This is a genomic window from Arthrobacter sp. PsM3 (assembly GCF_030433895.1).
In the GTDB taxonomy this organism is placed as follows: domain Bacteria; phylum Actinomycetota; class Actinomycetes; order Actinomycetales; family Micrococcaceae; genus Arthrobacter.
Genome location: NZ_JARUXE010000002.1, coordinates 31,619 through 47,443 on the forward strand (window position 1 = coordinate 31,619; position 15,825 = coordinate 47,443).

The 15,825-nt window shown below is 66.9% G+C and carries 15 protein-coding genes; 4 read left to right on the forward strand and 11 right to left on the reverse strand.

The window, feature by feature from the left end:
* The first annotated feature begins 65 nt into the window (after positions 1–65).
* Positions 66–1,076: a 2,3,4,5-tetrahydropyridine-2,6-dicarboxylate N-succinyltransferase gene (gene dapD / locus QCD75_RS01080; protein ID WP_301224840.1), complete on the forward strand. Its 1,011-nt coding sequence runs from the start codon at positions 66–68 to the stop codon at positions 1,074–1,076.
* 68 nt (positions 1,077–1,144) lie between these two features.
* Positions 1,145–2,002 carry a hypothetical protein gene (locus QCD75_RS01085; protein WP_441005422.1) on the forward strand — a complete coding sequence of 286 codons (858 nt, stop codon included), beginning with the start codon at positions 1,145–1,147 and terminating at the stop codon, positions 2,000–2,002.
* Between the two features lie 15 nt (positions 2,003–2,017).
* On the opposite strand, the gene QCD75_RS01090 is transcribed toward QCD75_RS01085, so the two are convergent.
* From QCD75_RS01090 to fdxA, 5 genes are all read right to left on the reverse strand, one after another.
* On the reverse strand, positions 2,018–2,629 hold the full coding sequence (locus QCD75_RS01090) for a hypothetical protein (protein ID WP_301224842.1): 612 nt from the start codon (positions 2,627–2,629) through the stop codon (positions 2,018–2,020).
* Between the two features lie 57 nt (positions 2,630–2,686).
* Positions 2,687–3,325, reverse strand: a complete 639-nt coding sequence (locus tag QCD75_RS01095; RefSeq protein WP_301224844.1) for a TetR/AcrR family transcriptional regulator — start codon at positions 3,323–3,325, stop codon at positions 2,687–2,689.
* A gap of 190 nt (positions 3,326–3,515) precedes the next feature.
* Positions 3,516–4,799, reverse strand: coding sequence for a citrate synthase (locus tag QCD75_RS01100; protein WP_301224846.1), 1,284 nt, complete (start codon positions 4,797–4,799; stop codon positions 3,516–3,518).
* A gap of 229 nt (positions 4,800–5,028) precedes the next feature.
* Positions 5,029–6,177, reverse strand: coding sequence for a succinyldiaminopimelate transaminase (gene dapC, locus QCD75_RS01105; RefSeq protein WP_301224848.1), 1,149 nt, complete (start codon positions 6,175–6,177; stop codon positions 5,029–5,031).
* A gap of 11 nt (positions 6,178–6,188) precedes the next feature.
* Positions 6,189–6,515, reverse strand: a complete 327-nt coding sequence (gene fdxA, locus QCD75_RS01110) for a ferredoxin (RefSeq protein ID WP_226762298.1) — start codon at positions 6,513–6,515, stop codon at positions 6,189–6,191.
* 167 nt (positions 6,516–6,682) lie between these two features.
* On the opposite strand from fdxA, the gene QCD75_RS01115 reads away from it, so the two are divergent.
* A complete protein-coding gene (locus QCD75_RS01115) occupies positions 6,683–6,952 on the forward strand; it encodes a putative acetyltransferase (RefSeq protein ID WP_301224852.1) in 270 nt (89 codons plus the stop codon).
* Positions 6,953–7,153: 201 nt separating this feature from the next.
* On the opposite strand, the gene QCD75_RS01120 is transcribed toward QCD75_RS01115, so the two are convergent.
* The 3 genes from QCD75_RS01120 to typA all read right to left on the reverse strand — a co-directional run bounded on the left by QCD75_RS01120 (position 7,154) and on the right by typA (position 10,668).
* The gene (locus tag QCD75_RS01120) at positions 7,154–7,963 is read right to left on the reverse strand and encodes a type IV toxin-antitoxin system AbiEi family antitoxin domain-containing protein (RefSeq protein WP_301224854.1); all 810 of its coding nucleotides are present in this window, start codon (positions 7,961–7,963) and stop codon (positions 7,154–7,156) included.
* A 364-nt stretch (positions 7,964–8,327) separates the two neighbouring features.
* Positions 8,328–8,705 (reverse strand): hypothetical protein, encoded by a 378-nt coding sequence (locus QCD75_RS01125; RefSeq protein ID WP_301224856.1) that lies wholly within the window; start codon positions 8,703–8,705, stop codon positions 8,328–8,330.
* A gap of 34 nt (positions 8,706–8,739) precedes the next feature.
* Entirely contained in the window at positions 8,740–10,668 is a 1,929-nt protein-coding gene (gene typA / locus QCD75_RS01130) for a translational GTPase TypA (RefSeq protein WP_301224858.1), read from the reverse strand.
* 269 nt (positions 10,669–10,937) lie between these two features.
* On the opposite strand from typA, the gene QCD75_RS01135 reads away from it, so the two are divergent.
* The gene (locus tag QCD75_RS01135; RefSeq protein ID WP_301224860.1) at positions 10,938–11,834 is read left to right on the forward strand and encodes an SGNH/GDSL hydrolase family protein; all 897 of its coding nucleotides are present in this window, start codon (positions 10,938–10,940) and stop codon (positions 11,832–11,834) included.
* 134 nt (positions 11,835–11,968) lie between these two features.
* Here the strand turns inward: QCD75_RS01135 and QCD75_RS01140 are convergent, their stop codons facing one another.
* The 3 genes from QCD75_RS01140 to QCD75_RS01150 are packed head-to-tail and all read right to left on the reverse strand — an operon-like array spanning position 11,969 to position 15,622.
* On the reverse strand, positions 11,969–13,714 hold the full coding sequence (locus tag QCD75_RS01140; protein ID WP_301224862.1) for an ABC transporter ATP-binding protein: 1,746 nt from the start codon (positions 13,712–13,714) through the stop codon (positions 11,969–11,971).
* A complete protein-coding gene (locus tag QCD75_RS01145; RefSeq protein ID WP_301224864.1) occupies positions 13,711–14,703 on the reverse strand; it encodes an ABC transporter permease in 993 nt (330 codons plus the stop codon). The genes QCD75_RS01140 and QCD75_RS01145 overlap by 4 nt, the downstream gene beginning before the upstream one ends.
* Complete coding sequence (locus QCD75_RS01150) at positions 14,693–15,622, reverse strand: ABC transporter permease (RefSeq protein WP_226762017.1); 930 nt, start codon at positions 15,620–15,622, stop codon at positions 14,693–14,695. The genes QCD75_RS01145 and QCD75_RS01150 overlap by 11 nt, the downstream gene beginning before the upstream one ends.
* Positions 15,623–15,825 lie beyond the last annotated feature (203 nt).

Consider the following 15,825-nt stretch of genomic DNA (forward strand, 5'->3'; position numbering starts at 1 on the left):
ACTTCCCCGCCGCCCCGGCTGTAACGGGTTTCGGGGAGGGCATGCGCCGTCTATAGACTTGGGGTATGACTGAAACCGCTACTTCCGCTGTGCCCGCAGACGCCCGCTCCGCCTATGGTTACGGCGTCGCCACGATCGCCACCGGCACCGGTGAAGGCACGGTCCTGGACGTCTGGTTCCCGGCTCCGGCCCTCGGAACGGCGACGGAGCGCCTCCGTGACGTCGCCAACGCGGACCAGTCGCTGCTCGACATCGCCGAGACCGGCGCCGACGCCGACCGCGGCACCGAGCAGAAGGTCGTGTTCGTCCAGATCCACCTCGACGAGGCCCCGGCAGACACTGCCGACGCCTACCTGCGCCTGCACCTGCTCTCACACCGGCTGGTGCAGCCGAACACCATCAATCTGGACGGCATCTTCGGCAATCTCCCCAACGTGGTGTGGACCAACTTCGGGCCCGCCGCCGTCGAGGGCTTCGAGCTGACCCGGGCCCGGCTGCGCAAGCGCGGCGCCGTCACCGTCTTCGGCGTGGACAAGTTCCCCCGCATGGTCGACTACGTCATTCCCTCCGGCGTGCGCATCGCCGACGCCGACCGGGTCCGCCTCGGCGCGCACCTGGCCGAGGGCACCACGGTCATGCACGAGGGCTTTGTGAACTTCAACGCCGGCACGCTTGGCACGTCCATGGTGGAAGGGCGCATCTCGGCCGGTGTGGTCGCCGGTGACGGCTCCGACGTCGGCGGCGGCGCGTCGATCATGGGGACTCTCTCCGGTGGCGGTAAGGAAAAGATCTCCCTGGGCAAGCGGGTGCTGCTGGGCGCCAACTCGGGCGTGGGCATCAGCATCGGCGACGATTCCGTCGTCGAGGCCGGGCTTTACGTCACAGCGGGAACCCGTGTGCGCGTGGTCGGCGCCAAGGACGCCGACGGCGAGGACACCAGCCAGGTCGTGAAGGCTGTGGAGCTCTCCGGCGTCCCCAACCTGCTCTTCCGGCGCAACTCCTCCACCGGTGAAGTGGAGGTCCTCCCGCGCCAGGGGCAGACCGTCGAACTCAATGAGGCCCTGCACGCCAACTAAGGTTGGGTGCGGAACGCCAGGCGTTTGCAGAATGTACCGGCCCGGAAAGGGCCCGAGGGAGTAGTTTCGTGGCACGCAGAGGCAGTTTGCGCCGTCGATTTGTGCTGCTGCTGACACTGGCCATGGTCGCGGGCGGAACCTTCACCGCGATGGCCTTCGTGCAGCGGTCCGAAGTCCTCATCACCGAACACTGCACGGCTGCGGGCGCCGGCAGCTCCGACCTCGCCACGGACCAGGCCGCCAACGCCGGCCTGATCACCGCCGTCGCCGTCCGCCGGGGGCTCCCGGCCCGGGCGGCAAGCATCGCACTGGCCACGGCCATGCAGGAATCCAAACTCCGGAATATCGGCCACGGCGACCAGGCCGGGCCGGACTCCCGCGGGCTCTTCCAGCAGCGCCCCTCCCAGGGCTGGGGAACGCTGGAGCAGGTGATGGATCCGTACCACGCGACCAATGCCTTCTACGATGCCCTCGCGAAGGTCCCCGGCTACGAGACGCTGGACATCACTGTGGCCGCGCAGCGGGTCCAGCGGTCCGCATATCCTGACGCTTACGCCCCGCACGAGGTGATGGCCCGCGCCTTCGCCTCGTCGCTGACCGGCCAGACACCCGCGGGACTCGACTGCTCGCTGCGGGACCCGGACGCCGCCGGCGATACAGCTGCCGTGCAGGAGCGTCTGGCCGCGGCCTTCGGCGGCCTTCCGGCCTCCACCGAGGGCCGCACCCTCCTGCTGGACGCCGAGGGAACCCAGGCCTGGGCCGTGGCGCAATGGGCGGTTGCCAACGCCAAAGCCCTCTCCATCACGGAAGTCCAGGCGGAGGGCCGCAGCTGGTCGCGCCAGGCCCGCAACGGCTGGCAGTCCGCCGAGGTACCGGCGGGACAGGTCAGGGTCACGGTCGCCGAGGCACCGAAGCCAAAGCCGTAGCCGTAGCCGTAGCGCTCAGACCAGCAGGTCCACCACGGGCTGCACGTAGCTGCGGAACAGTTCCGGCTGGGACAGCAGCTCGGTGCTCATGATGATCTTGTCGGGTTCCAGGTACCAGGCCCGCGGCTCGGCAAGGGGCAGTTCAACGATGGTCAGGGTGAAATCGTTGGCGGCGCGGCCCACCTCGAGCAGCCGGTCGTCAACCATGTCCTGCAGCAACTGCACCCCGCCGGCGGCTTCGCGCTCAGCCTCAAGGGCAACGTACTCGCCGCGGCGCTCCCGGGCCCAGGACAGCGCCGCACCGAAGTGCGCCTGCAGCACACGCCGGAGGGCCGGGGAATTACTGAAGGCGCGGAAGCCGGGCGGGCCCAGTTCCGGGGACATCTCGGGATGGGCCTTCAGGAGCTGTTCCCACCAGGCTTCCCATTCCGTCTTGAGCGCGCTCAGCCCGCCGACCTCCGCAATGAGATGGGTGTGGTCCGCTGGGCGGATCTTCGGTGCCGCCTGGCAGAGCGCCGGGTGCCCCGCGCTGTCCAGGCCGGCGGCGTCTCGAACATAAAGTGCAATGAGCATGGGACCCGAAGTGTCCATGGTGATTCGCCAGCCCGGCCCGCCTGTGTGGTGCATCCGATTGCCTCCTTGGCAAGACGTACGTTTCCAGTGTATTCCTCAAGTTAACGCACGTTAATGCCCGCCGGCGTGGCCGCCCAGTCCGGTGAGATGGGACTCCAGCACGTCGGTGCACATCTGCGCGGTCATCCATTCGGGCTGCAGCAGGGCGTGCATGGTGAGCCCGTCCAGGGTGGCCAGCAGCCGCTCCGCCTCCGTGACCAGCCGCTGCTGGTCCATGGCCGCGTCTGTGTTTGCCGCTGAGGCCACTTCCATCACGAGCCGCCCGACGATCGCGGCCACGGCGCGGTGGCTCCGGTCGGCTTCCGGGGCCAGGAACGGTTTGGTCCTGGCGGCGTTCTTGAACGCCATCCAGACGCAGGCGTCCACGGCGCGTTCCTCATCCAGCGGAAGAAACTCGCCCAGCAGGGTTAACACGCCCTGGTGGTGTTCCGGGGTGCCGGGCCGCGCCTCCGCGAGGCGCTCATCGGCCGCTGTCAGCCGGCTGACGATCCGGTCCACGACGACGCCGAAGGAATGCGTCAGGAGTTCGTCGCTGCTGGCGAAGTAGTGCCGGACCGATCCGACCGCCAGTTCCGCCTCGTCCGCGACTTCGCGGAGCGAAGCCCGTTCCAGCCCGTCTGCTGCGACGATCCGGAAGACCGCTTCGACCACTTCCTGGCGCCGCAGTGCGGCGTCGACAAATTTGGGCATTAGTCTTTTTTAGCACGGATGTGCCCGGACGGCGGCGGGCCACACCGTCCGGGCTCGTCCCGCCGGGGCCAGCGGCGGCCACAGCCCCGCCCGGGCCCCGCCCTGCCCCTGTCCCGGAACGCAAACGACGCCGGCCGCGCACCCCGAGGGGTGAGCGGCCGGCGTCGCACTTCTGGGTCATACCTGGGCATTACACGGAAGGGTAGTTGCGCTCCGGCTCACCGATGTACAGCTGCCGAGGGCGGCCGATCTTGGTGTTGGGGTCGTTGATCATTTCACGCCACTGGGCGATCCAGCCCGGCAGCCGGCCAATCGCGAAGAGCACGGTGAACATCTTCTCCGGGAAGCCCATGGCCTTGTAGATCAGGCCGGTGTAGAAGTCCACGTTCGGGTAGAGCTTGCGCTGGATGAAGTAGTCATCATTCAGGGCCTTCTCTTCGAGGCGCAGGGCGATCTCCAGGAGTTCGTCGTTTCCGCCGAGCTTCGTGAGGATCTCGTGGGCCGTGGCCTTCACGATCTTGGCGCGCGGGTCGTAGTTCTTGTAGACACGGTGTCCGAAGCCCATGAGGCGGACGCCGTCTTCCTTGTTCTTGACCTTCTCCATGTAGTCCTCGGGCTTGGTGCCGTCGGCCTGGATCTGGCGGAGCATCTTCAGCACGGCCTCATTGGCGCCGCCGTGGGCGGGGCCGAAGAGGGCGTTGATGCCGGCGGAGACGGAGGCGAAGAGGTTGGCGTTGGAGGAGCCGACCAGCCGGACCGTGGAGGTCGAGCAGTTCTGCTCGTGGTCGGCGTGCAGGATCAGGAGCAGGTCCAGCGCCTTGGCGACGACCGGGTCCACTTCGTACTGCTCGGCGGGCAGGCCGAAGCTCAGACGCAGGAAGTTCTCCACGAGGTTGTGGGAGTTGTCCGGGTAGAGCATGGGCTGGCCGATGCTCTTCTTCAGGGCGTAGGCGGCGATGACCGGCATCTTGGCCAGCAGCCGGTAGGTTGAGACCTCGACCTGTTCGGCGTTGAAGGGGTCCAGCGAGTCCTGGTAGAACGTGGAGAGCGCGGACACGGCCGAGGACAGCACCGGCATCGGGTGGGCATCGCGCGGGAAGCCGCTGAAGAAGCCCTTCAGCTCTTCGTGCAGCAGGGTGTGGTGGCGGATCCGCTGGTCAAAAGCTTCCAGTTCGGTGGCGGTCGGCAGGTTGCCGTAGATCAGCAGGTAGGAAACTTCCAGGAAGCTTGAGTGCTTGGCGAGCTGCTCGATCGGGTAGCCGCGGTACCGGAGGACACCGGCGTCGCCGTCGATGTAGGTGATGGCGGAAGTGGTTGCTGCGGTGTTCATGAAGCCGGGGTCGAAAGCAACGGCACCGGTCTGCTTCAGCAGCTTGGAAACGTCATAGCCTTCGTTTCCTTCTACAACCTTGATGCGCGGGAGTTCGAGCTCGCCGCCGGCATGGCGCAGGGTTGCGCTGGTGGTCTCAGTCATGGAGTCTCCTCTGAGGCCTCGGGGGCCTCTGTAGAAAGCTGGTCCAACATCTGGTGAAGCCGCCCACGGAACCTGCTTTAGACACGGATTCCAACGGCTGCGCTGCCTTCTTGTGGAAAGCCACCATTGATAGTCAGTTAAAAACTACCGGCAGTTTCCGGGTGGCACTAATCCAAGGCCATCCGGAAGCCGCCAAAACGCGCCTCTTGTGGCACGTGTCACAGCATTGTTACAGGCTTGCGGCCAGACGCGAGGCGGCGGAGTCGATCCGCTCATCGCTTGCCGTCAGCGCGACGCGGATGAATCCGTTGCCGGCGTCGCCGTAGAAAACGCCCGGGCCGACGACGATTCCGCGGTCCGCGAGCCGTCCGACCGTGTCCCAGGTGGCTTCGCCCGCGGTGGCCCAGAGGTAGAGGCCGGCCCGGGATTCGTGGATGGTCAGTCCAAAGCGCTCCAGCGCCGGCACAATCCGTTCCCGGCGCCCCCGGTAGAGATCCTTCTGCGCCTGGACGTGGGCATCGTCACCGAGGGCGACGCGCATGGCTTCCTGGACCGGGTAGGGAACGATCATGCCCGCGTGCTTGCGGCTGTTGACCAGGTTCGCCATGATGGCGGGGTCACCGGCCACAAAGGCGGCACGGTAGCCGGCCAGGTTCGACTGCTTGCTCAGGGAGTACACGGCCAGCAGGCCTTCATGGGAGCCTTCCGCGACCTGCGGGTCCAGGATGCTGGGCACCGGGGCTCCCCCGCGCTGGACGTCCCATTCGCCCCACCCCAGTTCGGCGTAGCACTCATCCGAAGCCACCACAGCGCCGAGCGCGCGGGCCTGCCGGACGATCCCGCGGAGCGATTCGGCGTCGCGGACGCTGCCGGTGGGGTTGGCCGGGGAGTTGACCCAGACCAGGCGAACCCTGGCGCGGGTGGCGGCGTCGAGCTCATCGAGATTGTCCGCGGCCACATGCTCAGCGCCGGCGAACGTGGCGCCGATGTCATAGGTGGGGTAGGCAACGGTGGGGCGGACGACGACGTCGCCGGCCTTGAGGCCTAGCAGGAACGGGAGCCAGGCCACGAGCTCCTTGGACCCCACGGTGGGCATGATGTCCTGCGGGTCCAGTCCTGGAACGCCGCGGCGGCGTTCAAACCACGCGGCGATTGCTTCCCGGAGCCCGGCCGTGCCGTGGACCGTAGGGTAGCCGGGCGCGTTCGCTGCCGCGCGGAGCGCCTCCTGCACAACTTCGGGAGTGGCGTCCACCGGAGTCCCGATCGACAGGTTGGCCACTCCCCCGGGGTGTTCGGCCGCCCTGGCAATGTAAGGCGCCAGGGCCTCCCACGGGTAGTCGGGCAGGCTGAGGCCGAAGCTGCGCAGCGCAGATGTCACCGATGCCCGCCTTAGCTCTCTTGGTTCTGCGGCGGCAGGGCGGCGATCATCGGGTGGTCCGTGTGGGTGTTGCCGACCTTGGCCGCCCCTCCCGGGGACCCCAGGTCATCGAAGAACTCAACGTTGGCCTTGTAGTAGTCGGCCCATTCCTCGGGAGTGTCATCCTCGTAGTAGATGGCTTCGACGGGGCAGACCGGCTCGCAGGCACCGCAGTCCACGCACTCGTCGGGGTGGATGTACAGGGAACGCTCACCCTCATAGATGCAATCGACGGGGCACTCTTCAATACATGCCTTGTCCTTGACATCTACACACGGCTGCGCGATTACGTACGTCACGTCCCTGGCCTCTCCACGTTGGTTCCGGCGACCGCCGGAAAACTGCTCCCGGCCTGAGCGCCGGACTGCTGACTTCTGAGCCTATTATCTCCCGGGCCGTTCCCGCGAACCTAGCCGGGCGTCACACGGGTCCGCACTATTGAATCTACCGGACCTAGTATGAACGTGTGAGTTCCCCGACGAGTTTGGCCCAGGAGTTCCTCGCCGCTGCTGATCTGGGAACCCGGGTGGTTGTCAGGTACCGGGTGGAGGGCGGCCTGACGGACGCCCTGGGTGAGCTGGTGGCCCGCACCGACGGCGGCTGCACCATCCGCACCCGCCGCTCCGACGTCGTGGTCCCGCTGGCGCTGGTGGTGGCCGCCAAGCAGGTCCCGCCGGCCCCGCCCCGCCGCGCGCACCGCGGCCCCGCGCGGCCCGGGGGACATGCCCTCCCCTGAGGTGCACCACCCGCCCGCCCAGTGGACATGCCCTCCCCTGGCCTGCACCGATGGACATAGAGCCACTATGTCCATCGGCGGCCAGATGCGTGGGGCATGTCCCTGACGTCCAGGCGGCGGACGGTAGGCATGTCCAGCGGGGGCTGTGAACGACGGACATTCCCCGCGGCCGGCAGGCAGTCTCTGGGGGAATGCCCAGTGCTAGGCGGCAGCAGAGAGCTCGTTCAGCGCCTCGCGGACCATGGCGATGAACTCCTCGGGCCGGTTCAGGAGCATGGAATAGCTCACGACAAGGGTCGGGATGCCGCGCCGGGTTGTCACGTTCCACCGCCGCCGGTCCTCCTCAAAGCTCGCCCGGTCCATATGGAAGCCTGCACCGTCCGCCTCAATGCCGAGCCTGCCGTCGACCATGAGATCAAGGTGGCCCATTCCGGGGATGTTGACCTGGGACTCCACATGGAAACCGGCCCTCCGCAGCCAGTACCGCGCCATGCACTCGATGATGGACTGCGATTGCGGCACGATCCTGGCCGCCATCCGGCGCGCCCTCAGATCGTTGCGGCCGGACAGCCGCTGCCGCAGGGCCGAGAGTGACAGGCTCTTGAGGACGACGGCGGATTCGGCAATCACCAGGCCGTCGAGTTCCGGCAGGCATCGCAGACTTTGTACAACGGTGTCCAGCAGGGTGGGCGGGGCCGCGGACCGGTGGCAAATGAAGCCTGGATAGCTGCGGCTGTGAGGGACGGCAATATGAGGTTGCCCGGGCGGTTCCAGTACCCAGAGGCCTTGGAACTGCGCCGCCGTGGCACATGCTGGCTCCGCCGGCAGCGACCGGATGGCAATGAGCCGACCATCGGCGCCGGGGACAGCGTAGACGCCGCGGGCCACCCGGGAAACCGCCCCCGAGGCCAGGGCGGACTTAAGTTGAAAGTCCGAGACGCCCGCGGCAGCGAGGTGTTTGGCGCGGGCGACGCCGTCGTAGTTGGAAAGTACTTCGGTGAGATTGACCATGCGGACATGGTGGCGCCGGAGGCTCAGTCTGGAAAAGGGCCCCGCCCCGCTATGTGCACAAGGACATGCCCGGCGGAACGGCCGATGGGGGGACACGGTCCGTGTCCGGGATTTCTCGGGCCCACTGTCGGCAATGCGCATGTCCCCGGGCGGAGTGCGAAGGATGGACATGTCCCCGGCTGCGGGCGGAACGCGAAGGGGCATGTCCCCCGCATGGTGCAACGGATGGACATAGTGCTGTTATGCCCACCCGCGGCCTCCAAGAATGGGCATGTCCCCCGGGGTGGGAGGCGCGGAGTGGTGTGGGCGGTGCCGGGTCTCCATCGGGCGTACCTGCGGGGGTGGCAACGGGCGTGCCGGGGGCTCAGGTGCGGGCTGGCCGGTAGCGCGGGCACCAGGCCAGCATGCCCACTGTGACCACCGCGATGCCGTAGATCCAGAGGTTTCCGGCCAGGTCGCCCATGATGAGCCGCTTGCCGTTCTCCAGGGTGGACCACCAGCCCGCCAGCGCATAGCAGAGGGCTCCGCAGGCCGCGGTCGGAAGGGCCGAGCGGAACGCGGCGCCGAGCCACAGCTCCACGGCCCCCAGCAGCACCAGCGCGGCGGCGGCACCCCATGGCACGTCGACGCCTGCGACCAGGATGTCCTGCCCGTGCAGCATCGTGCCCGCGAGGGCAGCAAAAAGAGCTGCCGGCACGGCGGCGGCAATACCGCCTGCCGTGCCGGCAGCTCTCTTATTCACAAACGATCCGTTGCTTCAGCGCAGAACGCGGAAACTAGACCTTCGCGCGGGCGCGGTTGGACTTGGCGCGCTGGTTGACGTCCAGGATGAGCTTCCGGATCCGGATGGATTCCGGGGTGACCTCGACACACTCGTCCTCGCGGGCGAATTCGAGCGACTCTTCGAGGGTCAGGTCGCGCGGGGGCGTCAGGTTCTCGAAGGTGTCCGAGGAAGCGGCACGCATGTTGGTGAGCTTCTTTTCCTTGGTGATGTTGACGTCCATGTCATCGGCGCGGGAGTTCTCGCCGACGATCTGGCCCTCGTAGACCTCGGAGGTGGGGCGGACGAAGAAGGATCCGCGTTCCTGCAGGTTGATCATGGCGAACGGCGTCACAACACCGGCGCGGTCGGCGATCATCGAACCGTTGGTGCGGTATTCGATCGGGCCGGCCCAGGGCTCGTAGCCCTCGGAGATGGACGCTGCGATGCCGGCGCCGCGGGTGTCCGTGAGGAACTTGGTGCGGAAACCGATCAGGCCACGGGCCGGAACGATGAACTCCATGCGGCACCAGCCGGTGCCGTGGTTCGCCATGTTGGTCATGCGGCCCTTGCGGGCAGCCATGAGCTGCGTGACGGCGCCGAGGTACTCTTCCGGCACGTCGATGGTCATGTGCTCCATCGGCTCGTGGACCTTGCCGTCGACGAGCTTGGTGACAACCTGCGGCTTGCCGACGGTCAGCTCGAAGCCTTCGCGTCGCATCTGCTCGACCAGGATGGCCAGCGCGAGCTCGCCACGTCCCTGGACTTCCCAGGCATCCGGGCGCTCGGTCGGGAGCACCTTGATGGAGACGTTACCGATCAGTTCCTTGTCCAGGCGGTCCTTGACCTGGCGGGCCGTGACCTTGGCACCCTTGACCCGGCCGGCGAGCGGCGAGGTGTTGATACCGATGGTCATGGAGATGGCCGGATCATCGACAGTGATCAGCGGCAGCGGCTGCGGGTTGTCGACGTCGGTCAGGGTCTCACCGATGGTGATGTCCTCGATGCCGGCGACGGCGACGATCTCGCCGGGGCCGGCGGACTCGGTCGGAACGCGGTCCAGCGCCTTGGTGGCCAGCAGCTCGGTGATCTTGACGTTCTTGAGTTCACCGTTGGCACGGGCCCAGGCAACGGTCTGGCCCTTGCGCAGGGTGCCGTTGTAGATACGCAGCAGCGCCAGGCGGCCGAGGAACGGGGAGGCGTCCAGGTTGGTGACGTGGGCCTGGAGGACACCGTTCGGGTTGTAGGTCGGAGCCGGGATGTGCTCGATGATGGCCTGGAACAGCGGCTCGAGGTCCTCGTTCTCGGGAGCCGAACCGTCGGCGGGCTGCTCGAGGGACGCACGGCCGACCTTGGCGGCGGCGTAGACAACCGGGACGTTGAGGATCTTGTCCAGGTCCAGGTCCGGAACTTCGTCGGCCAGGTCGGAGGCCAGGCCCAGGAGCAGGTCCATGGACTCGTGGACGACTTCGTCGATCCGCGCGTCGGGACGGTCGGTCTTGTTGACCAGGAGGATCACCGGCAGGTGGGCGGCGAGGGCCTTGCGAAGGACGAAGCGGGTCTGGGGCAGCGGGCCCTCAGAGGCGTCAACGAGGAGGACGACGCCGTCGACCATCGAAAGGCCGCGCTCGACCTCGCCACCGAAGTCGGCGTGGCCGGGGGTGTCGATGACGTTAATGGTGATGGTCTCGCCCTTGGAGGACGGTCCGTTGTAGGCCACGGTGGTGTTCTTGGCCAGGATGGTGATGCCCTTTTCGCGCTCGAGGTCGCCGGAGTCCATGACCCGGTCTTCGAGGTGGTTGTGCGCGGCAAAGGAGTTGGTCTGCTTGAGCATGGCGTCGACCAGGGTGGTCTTGCCGTGGTCAACGTGGGCCACGATCGCGACGTTGCGCAGGTCACTGCGCGATGCAGTGGCTACCGCGGTGTTGGTGGTGGTTTCAGACATGCGTTATTGCTCGATTCAGTGGTGAAGTCAGCTGTTGTATCGCGACATTTCCAACCGGAACGCACGACGGTTACGCCCCTTTGGCACAGGGCACCTTCATCCATTCTAAACGCAAGGGCATTTATTGGCCTAAAATCCCTCAATCCCGGCATACCGGCCCGGGCAGTCAGCGCGGGAGATCGAGCCCTGGGCGTGAGTAAAATCACTGGATTTTCCGGCCTTCATGCCCCATCATTGCTGGGACAGCAGCAGCCAACCCGGAGACGTCCATGCGAAACGCCCCGGCTCTGTCCCGTTTGGCCGCACCGATGATCGCCGTAGGCATCCTGGTTGGCGGCTGCGGGCAGGCCCCCTCCACCCCCGCCGGCGGCGCCGGGGAATCCCCCCTGTACGGTCTCTCCGGCCCGGGCGTTCCTGCGCCGGCCGGGGCTTCCGGCGAGCCTCTGGCCGCAGGCTCGAACGGCACCGGGAAACCGGCCCAGGGGACCGCAACGGAAGGCATGCCCGCGGGCACCGTCTACCGGAATCCTGCCAACGGCCGCAACGAGGTGGTCGTGGCGGATATCGCGGGGACGGCTGTGCTGATCGGCGATTCCCAGTCCGAGCCCGCCGGTTCCTGGCCCCGCACAGCACTGGCCAGCCTGGGCTACAAGGTCCACTTCTGCGGCCGGGGCGGCACCGGCTTCGTCGCTTCCAACGGCACCACCGGCAATTATCCCGACGCCCTGCAGCGCGGCGACTGGCTGCTCCCCTACGGTTCGCCGCCCCTGGTTGTGATCGAGGGCGGCGGCAACGACGCCTCCCGCGGCGCAACCGACCAGCAGATCTCAGAGAACGCCGAGCGGCTGATCGCCAGCGTCCGGCAGCGCTATCCCGCGGGGCGGCTGGCCATAGTCGGGACCCTCGCCCGCGGCGCGGCCAATGGCGGCGGGCGCCGCTCCGAGGTCGACGCGCTGCTGGGCACGGTGGCGGCCAGGAATGCCATTGCCTTTGTCAGCGTTGGCGACTGGCTCACGCGCTACGACCTGTCGAAATCCATGGCCGACGGCGTCCACATGAGTCCCGGGGGCCACGCCGCCCTGGCCGGCCTATTGGCCCGGAAGCTGGACGATCTCGGCCTCCGGACTCCGGGTCCCGTGCCGGCGGAGTCCGCTGCAACTCCCTGAGCGCCGCCCGCGTTCCCTGGCCGCCCAGGTTCGCCAAAACGCTAGCCGCCCGTGTTCCTTAAATGACCGGAGCCGGCGCCCGCCCCGAGGGGCGGACACCGGCTCCGGTGTCTTTGTAGTTCAGTCCAGACGGCTCAGGCAACTTCCGGGGGCAGCATCAGGCGCGCACCCGGGATCGCGTTGAGCAGCGCCTTGGTGTACTCCTGCTGCGGCGCGTCGAAGACGTCGTCGGTGGAACCCGTTTCCACCAGTTTGCCCTTCTCCATGACGCACACGTGGTCGGCGATTTGCCGGACCACCGCGAGGTCGTGGGTGATGAACAGGTAGGTCAGGCCCAGCCGGGACTGCAGTTCCGCGAGCAGGTTCAGCACCTGCGCCTGCACCAGGACGTCCAGGGCGGACACGGCCTCATCGCAGATGATCACCTCGGGATCCAGGGCCAGGGCCCGCGCGATCGCGACGCGCTGGCGCTGGCCGCCGGAGAGCTCGTTCGGGTACCGCTGCATGGTGGACTGCGGCAGCGACACCTGGTCCAGCAGTTCGCGGACCTTCTTCTCGCGGCTGGCTTTGTCCCCGATCTTATGGGTCCGCAGCGGCTCCTCGATGGTCCGAAAGATGTTGTACATCGGATCCAGGGAACCGTAGGGGTCCTGGAAGATCGGCTGCACCCGGCGGCGGAAAGCGAAGATTTCCTTGCTGTTCAGCGTGGAGGTGTCAACGCCGTCGAAGACGATCTTGCCGGAGGTGGGCGTCAGGAGGTTGAGGACCATCTGTGCCACCGTGGACTTGCCGGACCCCGACTCCCCCACGATCGCCGTCGTCGTCCCCCGCTTGACGCTGAAGGAGACGTCGTCGACGGCGCTGAAGTCCGTCGACTTGCCGAACCCGGAGCGCAGCTTGAAGACCTTGCTCAGGTTCTGGATCTGCAGCACGTCTTCAGCCACCGCCGGTCCGGCGGCTGTGGCATCACCGGGGGCCAGCAGCTCATCCGATTCGACGCCCAGTTCCTTGGCGACCTGGATGCGTCGGGATGCCAGCGACGGCGCCGAGGCCACCAGGCGCTGGGTGTAGGGGTGCTGCGGGTTCTGCAGCAGCTCCAGGGACGGCCCCGATTCCACCACCTGCCCGCGGTACATGACGACGACCTTGTCCGCGCGCTCGGCGGCCAGGCCGAGGTCGTGGGTGATGAGCAGCACGGCTGTGCCGAGCTCGGTGGTCATCTTGTCCAGGTGGTCGAGGATCTGCCGCTGAACGGTGACGTCCAGGGCCGACGTCGGCTCATCGGCGATCAGCAGGCGCGGCTGGCAGGACAGCCCGATGGCGATCAGCGCACGCTGGCGCATGCCGCCGGAGAACTCATGCGGGTACTGTTTGGCCCGCCGCGCGGCGTCGGGCAGCCCTGCCTGGGACAGGACCGTGGCGACGTCGTCCTGGCCGCTGGGAAGCCCGTTGGCCTTCAGTGTCTCGCGGACCTGCTCGCCAATCTTCCACACCGGGTTCAGGTTGGACATCGGGTCCTGCGGGACCATGCCGATGCTGTTGCCGCGGAGTTCGATCATCCGCTTCTCCCCGGCGTTGGCGATGTCTTCGCCGTCAAACAGGATCTGGCCGGCCGAGACGCGGCCGTTGCCCGGAAGCAGCCCGATGGCGGCCAGCGCCGTCGTCGACTTGCCCGAACCGGACTCGCCCACGATGGCCACCGTCTCGCCCGGCATGATGGTCAGGTGCGCGTTCCGCACGGCCTGGACGTCGCCGTTGCTGGTGGCGAAGGTGATCGCCAGGTCCTTGATTTCAAGCAGCGGGCGCACAGCGGCAAAGCCCGCTTCCTGGACGTCAGCTTCCTGGATTTCAACAGAGGCGTTCAAGGTGTCCCCTTTCATCGCTTGCGCGCTTTGGGATCGAGGGCATCACGCAGGGCGTCGCCCAGCATGATGAAACTCAGGACGGTGATGGACAGCGCGATGGCCGGGTAGAGCAGCGGCATCGGGTTGGACCGGAGCGAGGCCTGCGCTGCCTGGATGTCGTTGCCCCACGACATCACGCTGGGCGGCAGCCCGATGCCGAGGAAGGACAGCGTGGACTCGGCCACGATGAACGTGCCAAGCGAAATCGTGGCGACGACGATGATCGGAGCCAGCGAGTTCGGCATGACGTGGCGCATGAGGGCGCCGAACTTGGAGACACCCAGGGACCGGGCGGCGGTGACGAAGTCGGCATTGCGGACCTCGATCACGGCCCCGCGTGTAATGCGGGCGATCTGCGGCCAGCCGAAGGTCACCAGGATCACCACCAGGGTCCAGACCGTCCGGTTGGCGCGGAACATCGGCAGCTGCATGAGCACAATGGCGCCCAGAATCAGCGGCAGCGCAAAGAAAATGTCGTTGATGCGGGCCAGAACGGCGTCCACCCAGCCGCCGTAATAGCCGGCCACGGCACCCATGACGCCGCCGATGAGCAGTACGCCGAGGGTGGTGAACAGCCCCACCGTCACCGAGGAACGTGTCCCGAAGATAACGCGCGCATAGACGTCGCAGCCCTGCTGGGTGAATCCGAGCGGATGGCCGTCGGCGGGTCCCGCGTCCGAGTTCGCCAGCTGGCAAGCCTCGGAAGTGGGATCGATCCCGGAGAACAGCCCCGGGAACAGCGACACTGCCGCCACTGCGAGGATCAGGACAGCCGATATCAGGAACAGCGGCTGTTTGCGCAGGTTCCGCCAGGCCTCGCCCCAAAGGCTCAGGGGCGCTTTGTCCTCCTTGACGCGGTCGGTCGCCTGGAGGGGCGTCTCGGCGAGGTCTGCAACAAAATGCTCATGGTGGCGCTCCACGAGAGCGGCGGCGCCGTGCTTTGAAGTGTTCTCATCAGGAGTCATAGCGGATCCTCGGGTCGAGCCAGGCGTACAGCAGGTCAACGAGCAGGTTGGAAAGGCAGTAGATCAGCACCAGGACGGTGACGATCGAGACCACCGTCGGACCCTCCCCTGACAGGACGGCCCGGTAGAGCCGGTTGCCGACCCCAGGAATGTTGAAGATGCCTTCGGTGACGATCGCGCCGCCCATCAGGGCACCCAGGTCCGCGCCGAGGAACGTGATGACGGGGATCAGGGAGTTACGCAGAATGTGCACGCGGACGACCTTGAAACGGGACAGGCCCTTGGCCGAGGCGGTGCGCACGTAGTCGGCGCTCATGTTCTCAAGCACGCTGGTCCGGGTCAGCCGGAGGACATAGGCGAAGGAGCCCAGGCCCAGGACGATTGCCGGCAGGATGAGGTCCTGGACGGTCGCGGCCGAGCTGACGGTGGGTTTGGCCCAGCCGAGCTGGACGCCGATGAAGTACTGCAGCAGGAACCCGAGCACGAAGATCGGGATGCCGATGACGATCAGCGATGCCACGAGGACCGTCGCGTCGAACAGCTTGCCCTTGCGCAGACCGGCGATGAGGCCGAAGAGGATGCCGAAGAAGGCTTCAAAGATCAGGGCCATGATCGCGAGCCGGGCCGTGACGGGGAAGACCTCGCCGAGCACGGCGGCGATCGGGCGGCCCGAGAAGTCCTGGCCGAGGTCAAAGGTGAAGATGCTCTTCAGGTAGAGCAGGTACTGGACCCAGAACGGCTGGTCGAGGTGGTACTGGGCCCGGAGCTGGGACGCCACGGCTTCGTTGACGGGCTTGTCGCCGAAGAGCGCCACGATGGGGTCGCCGGGGAGGCTGAAGACCAGAAAGTAGACGAGCAGGGTTGCGCCCAGGAATACGGGAATCAGCTGGAGGAATCGCTTGAGGATATAGGTCGTCATGAGCGGACGACACCCCCGGAAGCGGCCATCCTGTCCAGGGATGCGGTGGAGTTGTTCATCAAAGAACCTTTTCACTATGGATGCAGGCCGGCGCCGGTTCACTCACGGCGGGCGGCCGACGAAAAGTTCGCCCGAAGAGCCGGGCCGTCAAAAAATGCAGGGAAAACACAACGACGGCGGAGGCCCCAGTCTGGGCAGCCCCC

Bases quoted from the DNA above. Each gene is read 5' to 3' on its own strand.
- dapD (WP_301224840.1), top strand. From the start codon at position 66: ATGACTGAAACCGCTACTTCCGCTGTGCCCGCAGACGCCCGCTCCGCC.
- QCD75_RS01090 (WP_301224842.1), bottom strand. From the start codon at position 2,629: ATGCACCACACAGGCGGGCCGGGCTGGCGAATCACCATGGACACTTCG.
- QCD75_RS01095 (WP_301224844.1), bottom strand. From the start codon at position 3,325: ATGCCCAAATTTGTCGACGCCGCACTGCGGCGCCAGGAAGTGGTCGAA.
- QCD75_RS01100 (WP_301224846.1), bottom strand. From the start codon at position 4,799: ATGACTGAGACCACCAGCGCAACCCTGCGCCATGCCGGCGGCGAGCTC.
- QCD75_RS01120 (WP_301224854.1), bottom strand. From the start codon at position 7,963: ATGGTCAATCTCACCGAAGTACTTTCCAACTACGACGGCGTCGCCCGC.
- typA (WP_301224858.1), bottom strand. From the start codon at position 10,668: ATGTCTGAAACCACCACCAACACCGCGGTAGCCACTGCATCGCGCAGT.
- QCD75_RS01135 (WP_301224860.1), top strand. From the start codon at position 10,938: ATGCGAAACGCCCCGGCTCTGTCCCGTTTGGCCGCACCGATGATCGCC.
- QCD75_RS01140 (WP_301224862.1), bottom strand. From the start codon at position 13,714: ATGAAAGGGGACACCTTGAACGCCTCTGTTGAAATCCAGGAAGCTGAC.
- QCD75_RS01145 (WP_301224864.1), bottom strand. From the start codon at position 14,703: ATGACTCCTGATGAGAACACTTCAAAGCACGGCGCCGCCGCTCTCGTG.
- QCD75_RS01150 (WP_226762017.1), bottom strand. From the start codon at position 15,622: ATGACGACCTATATCCTCAAGCGATTCCTCCAGCTGATTCCCGTATTC.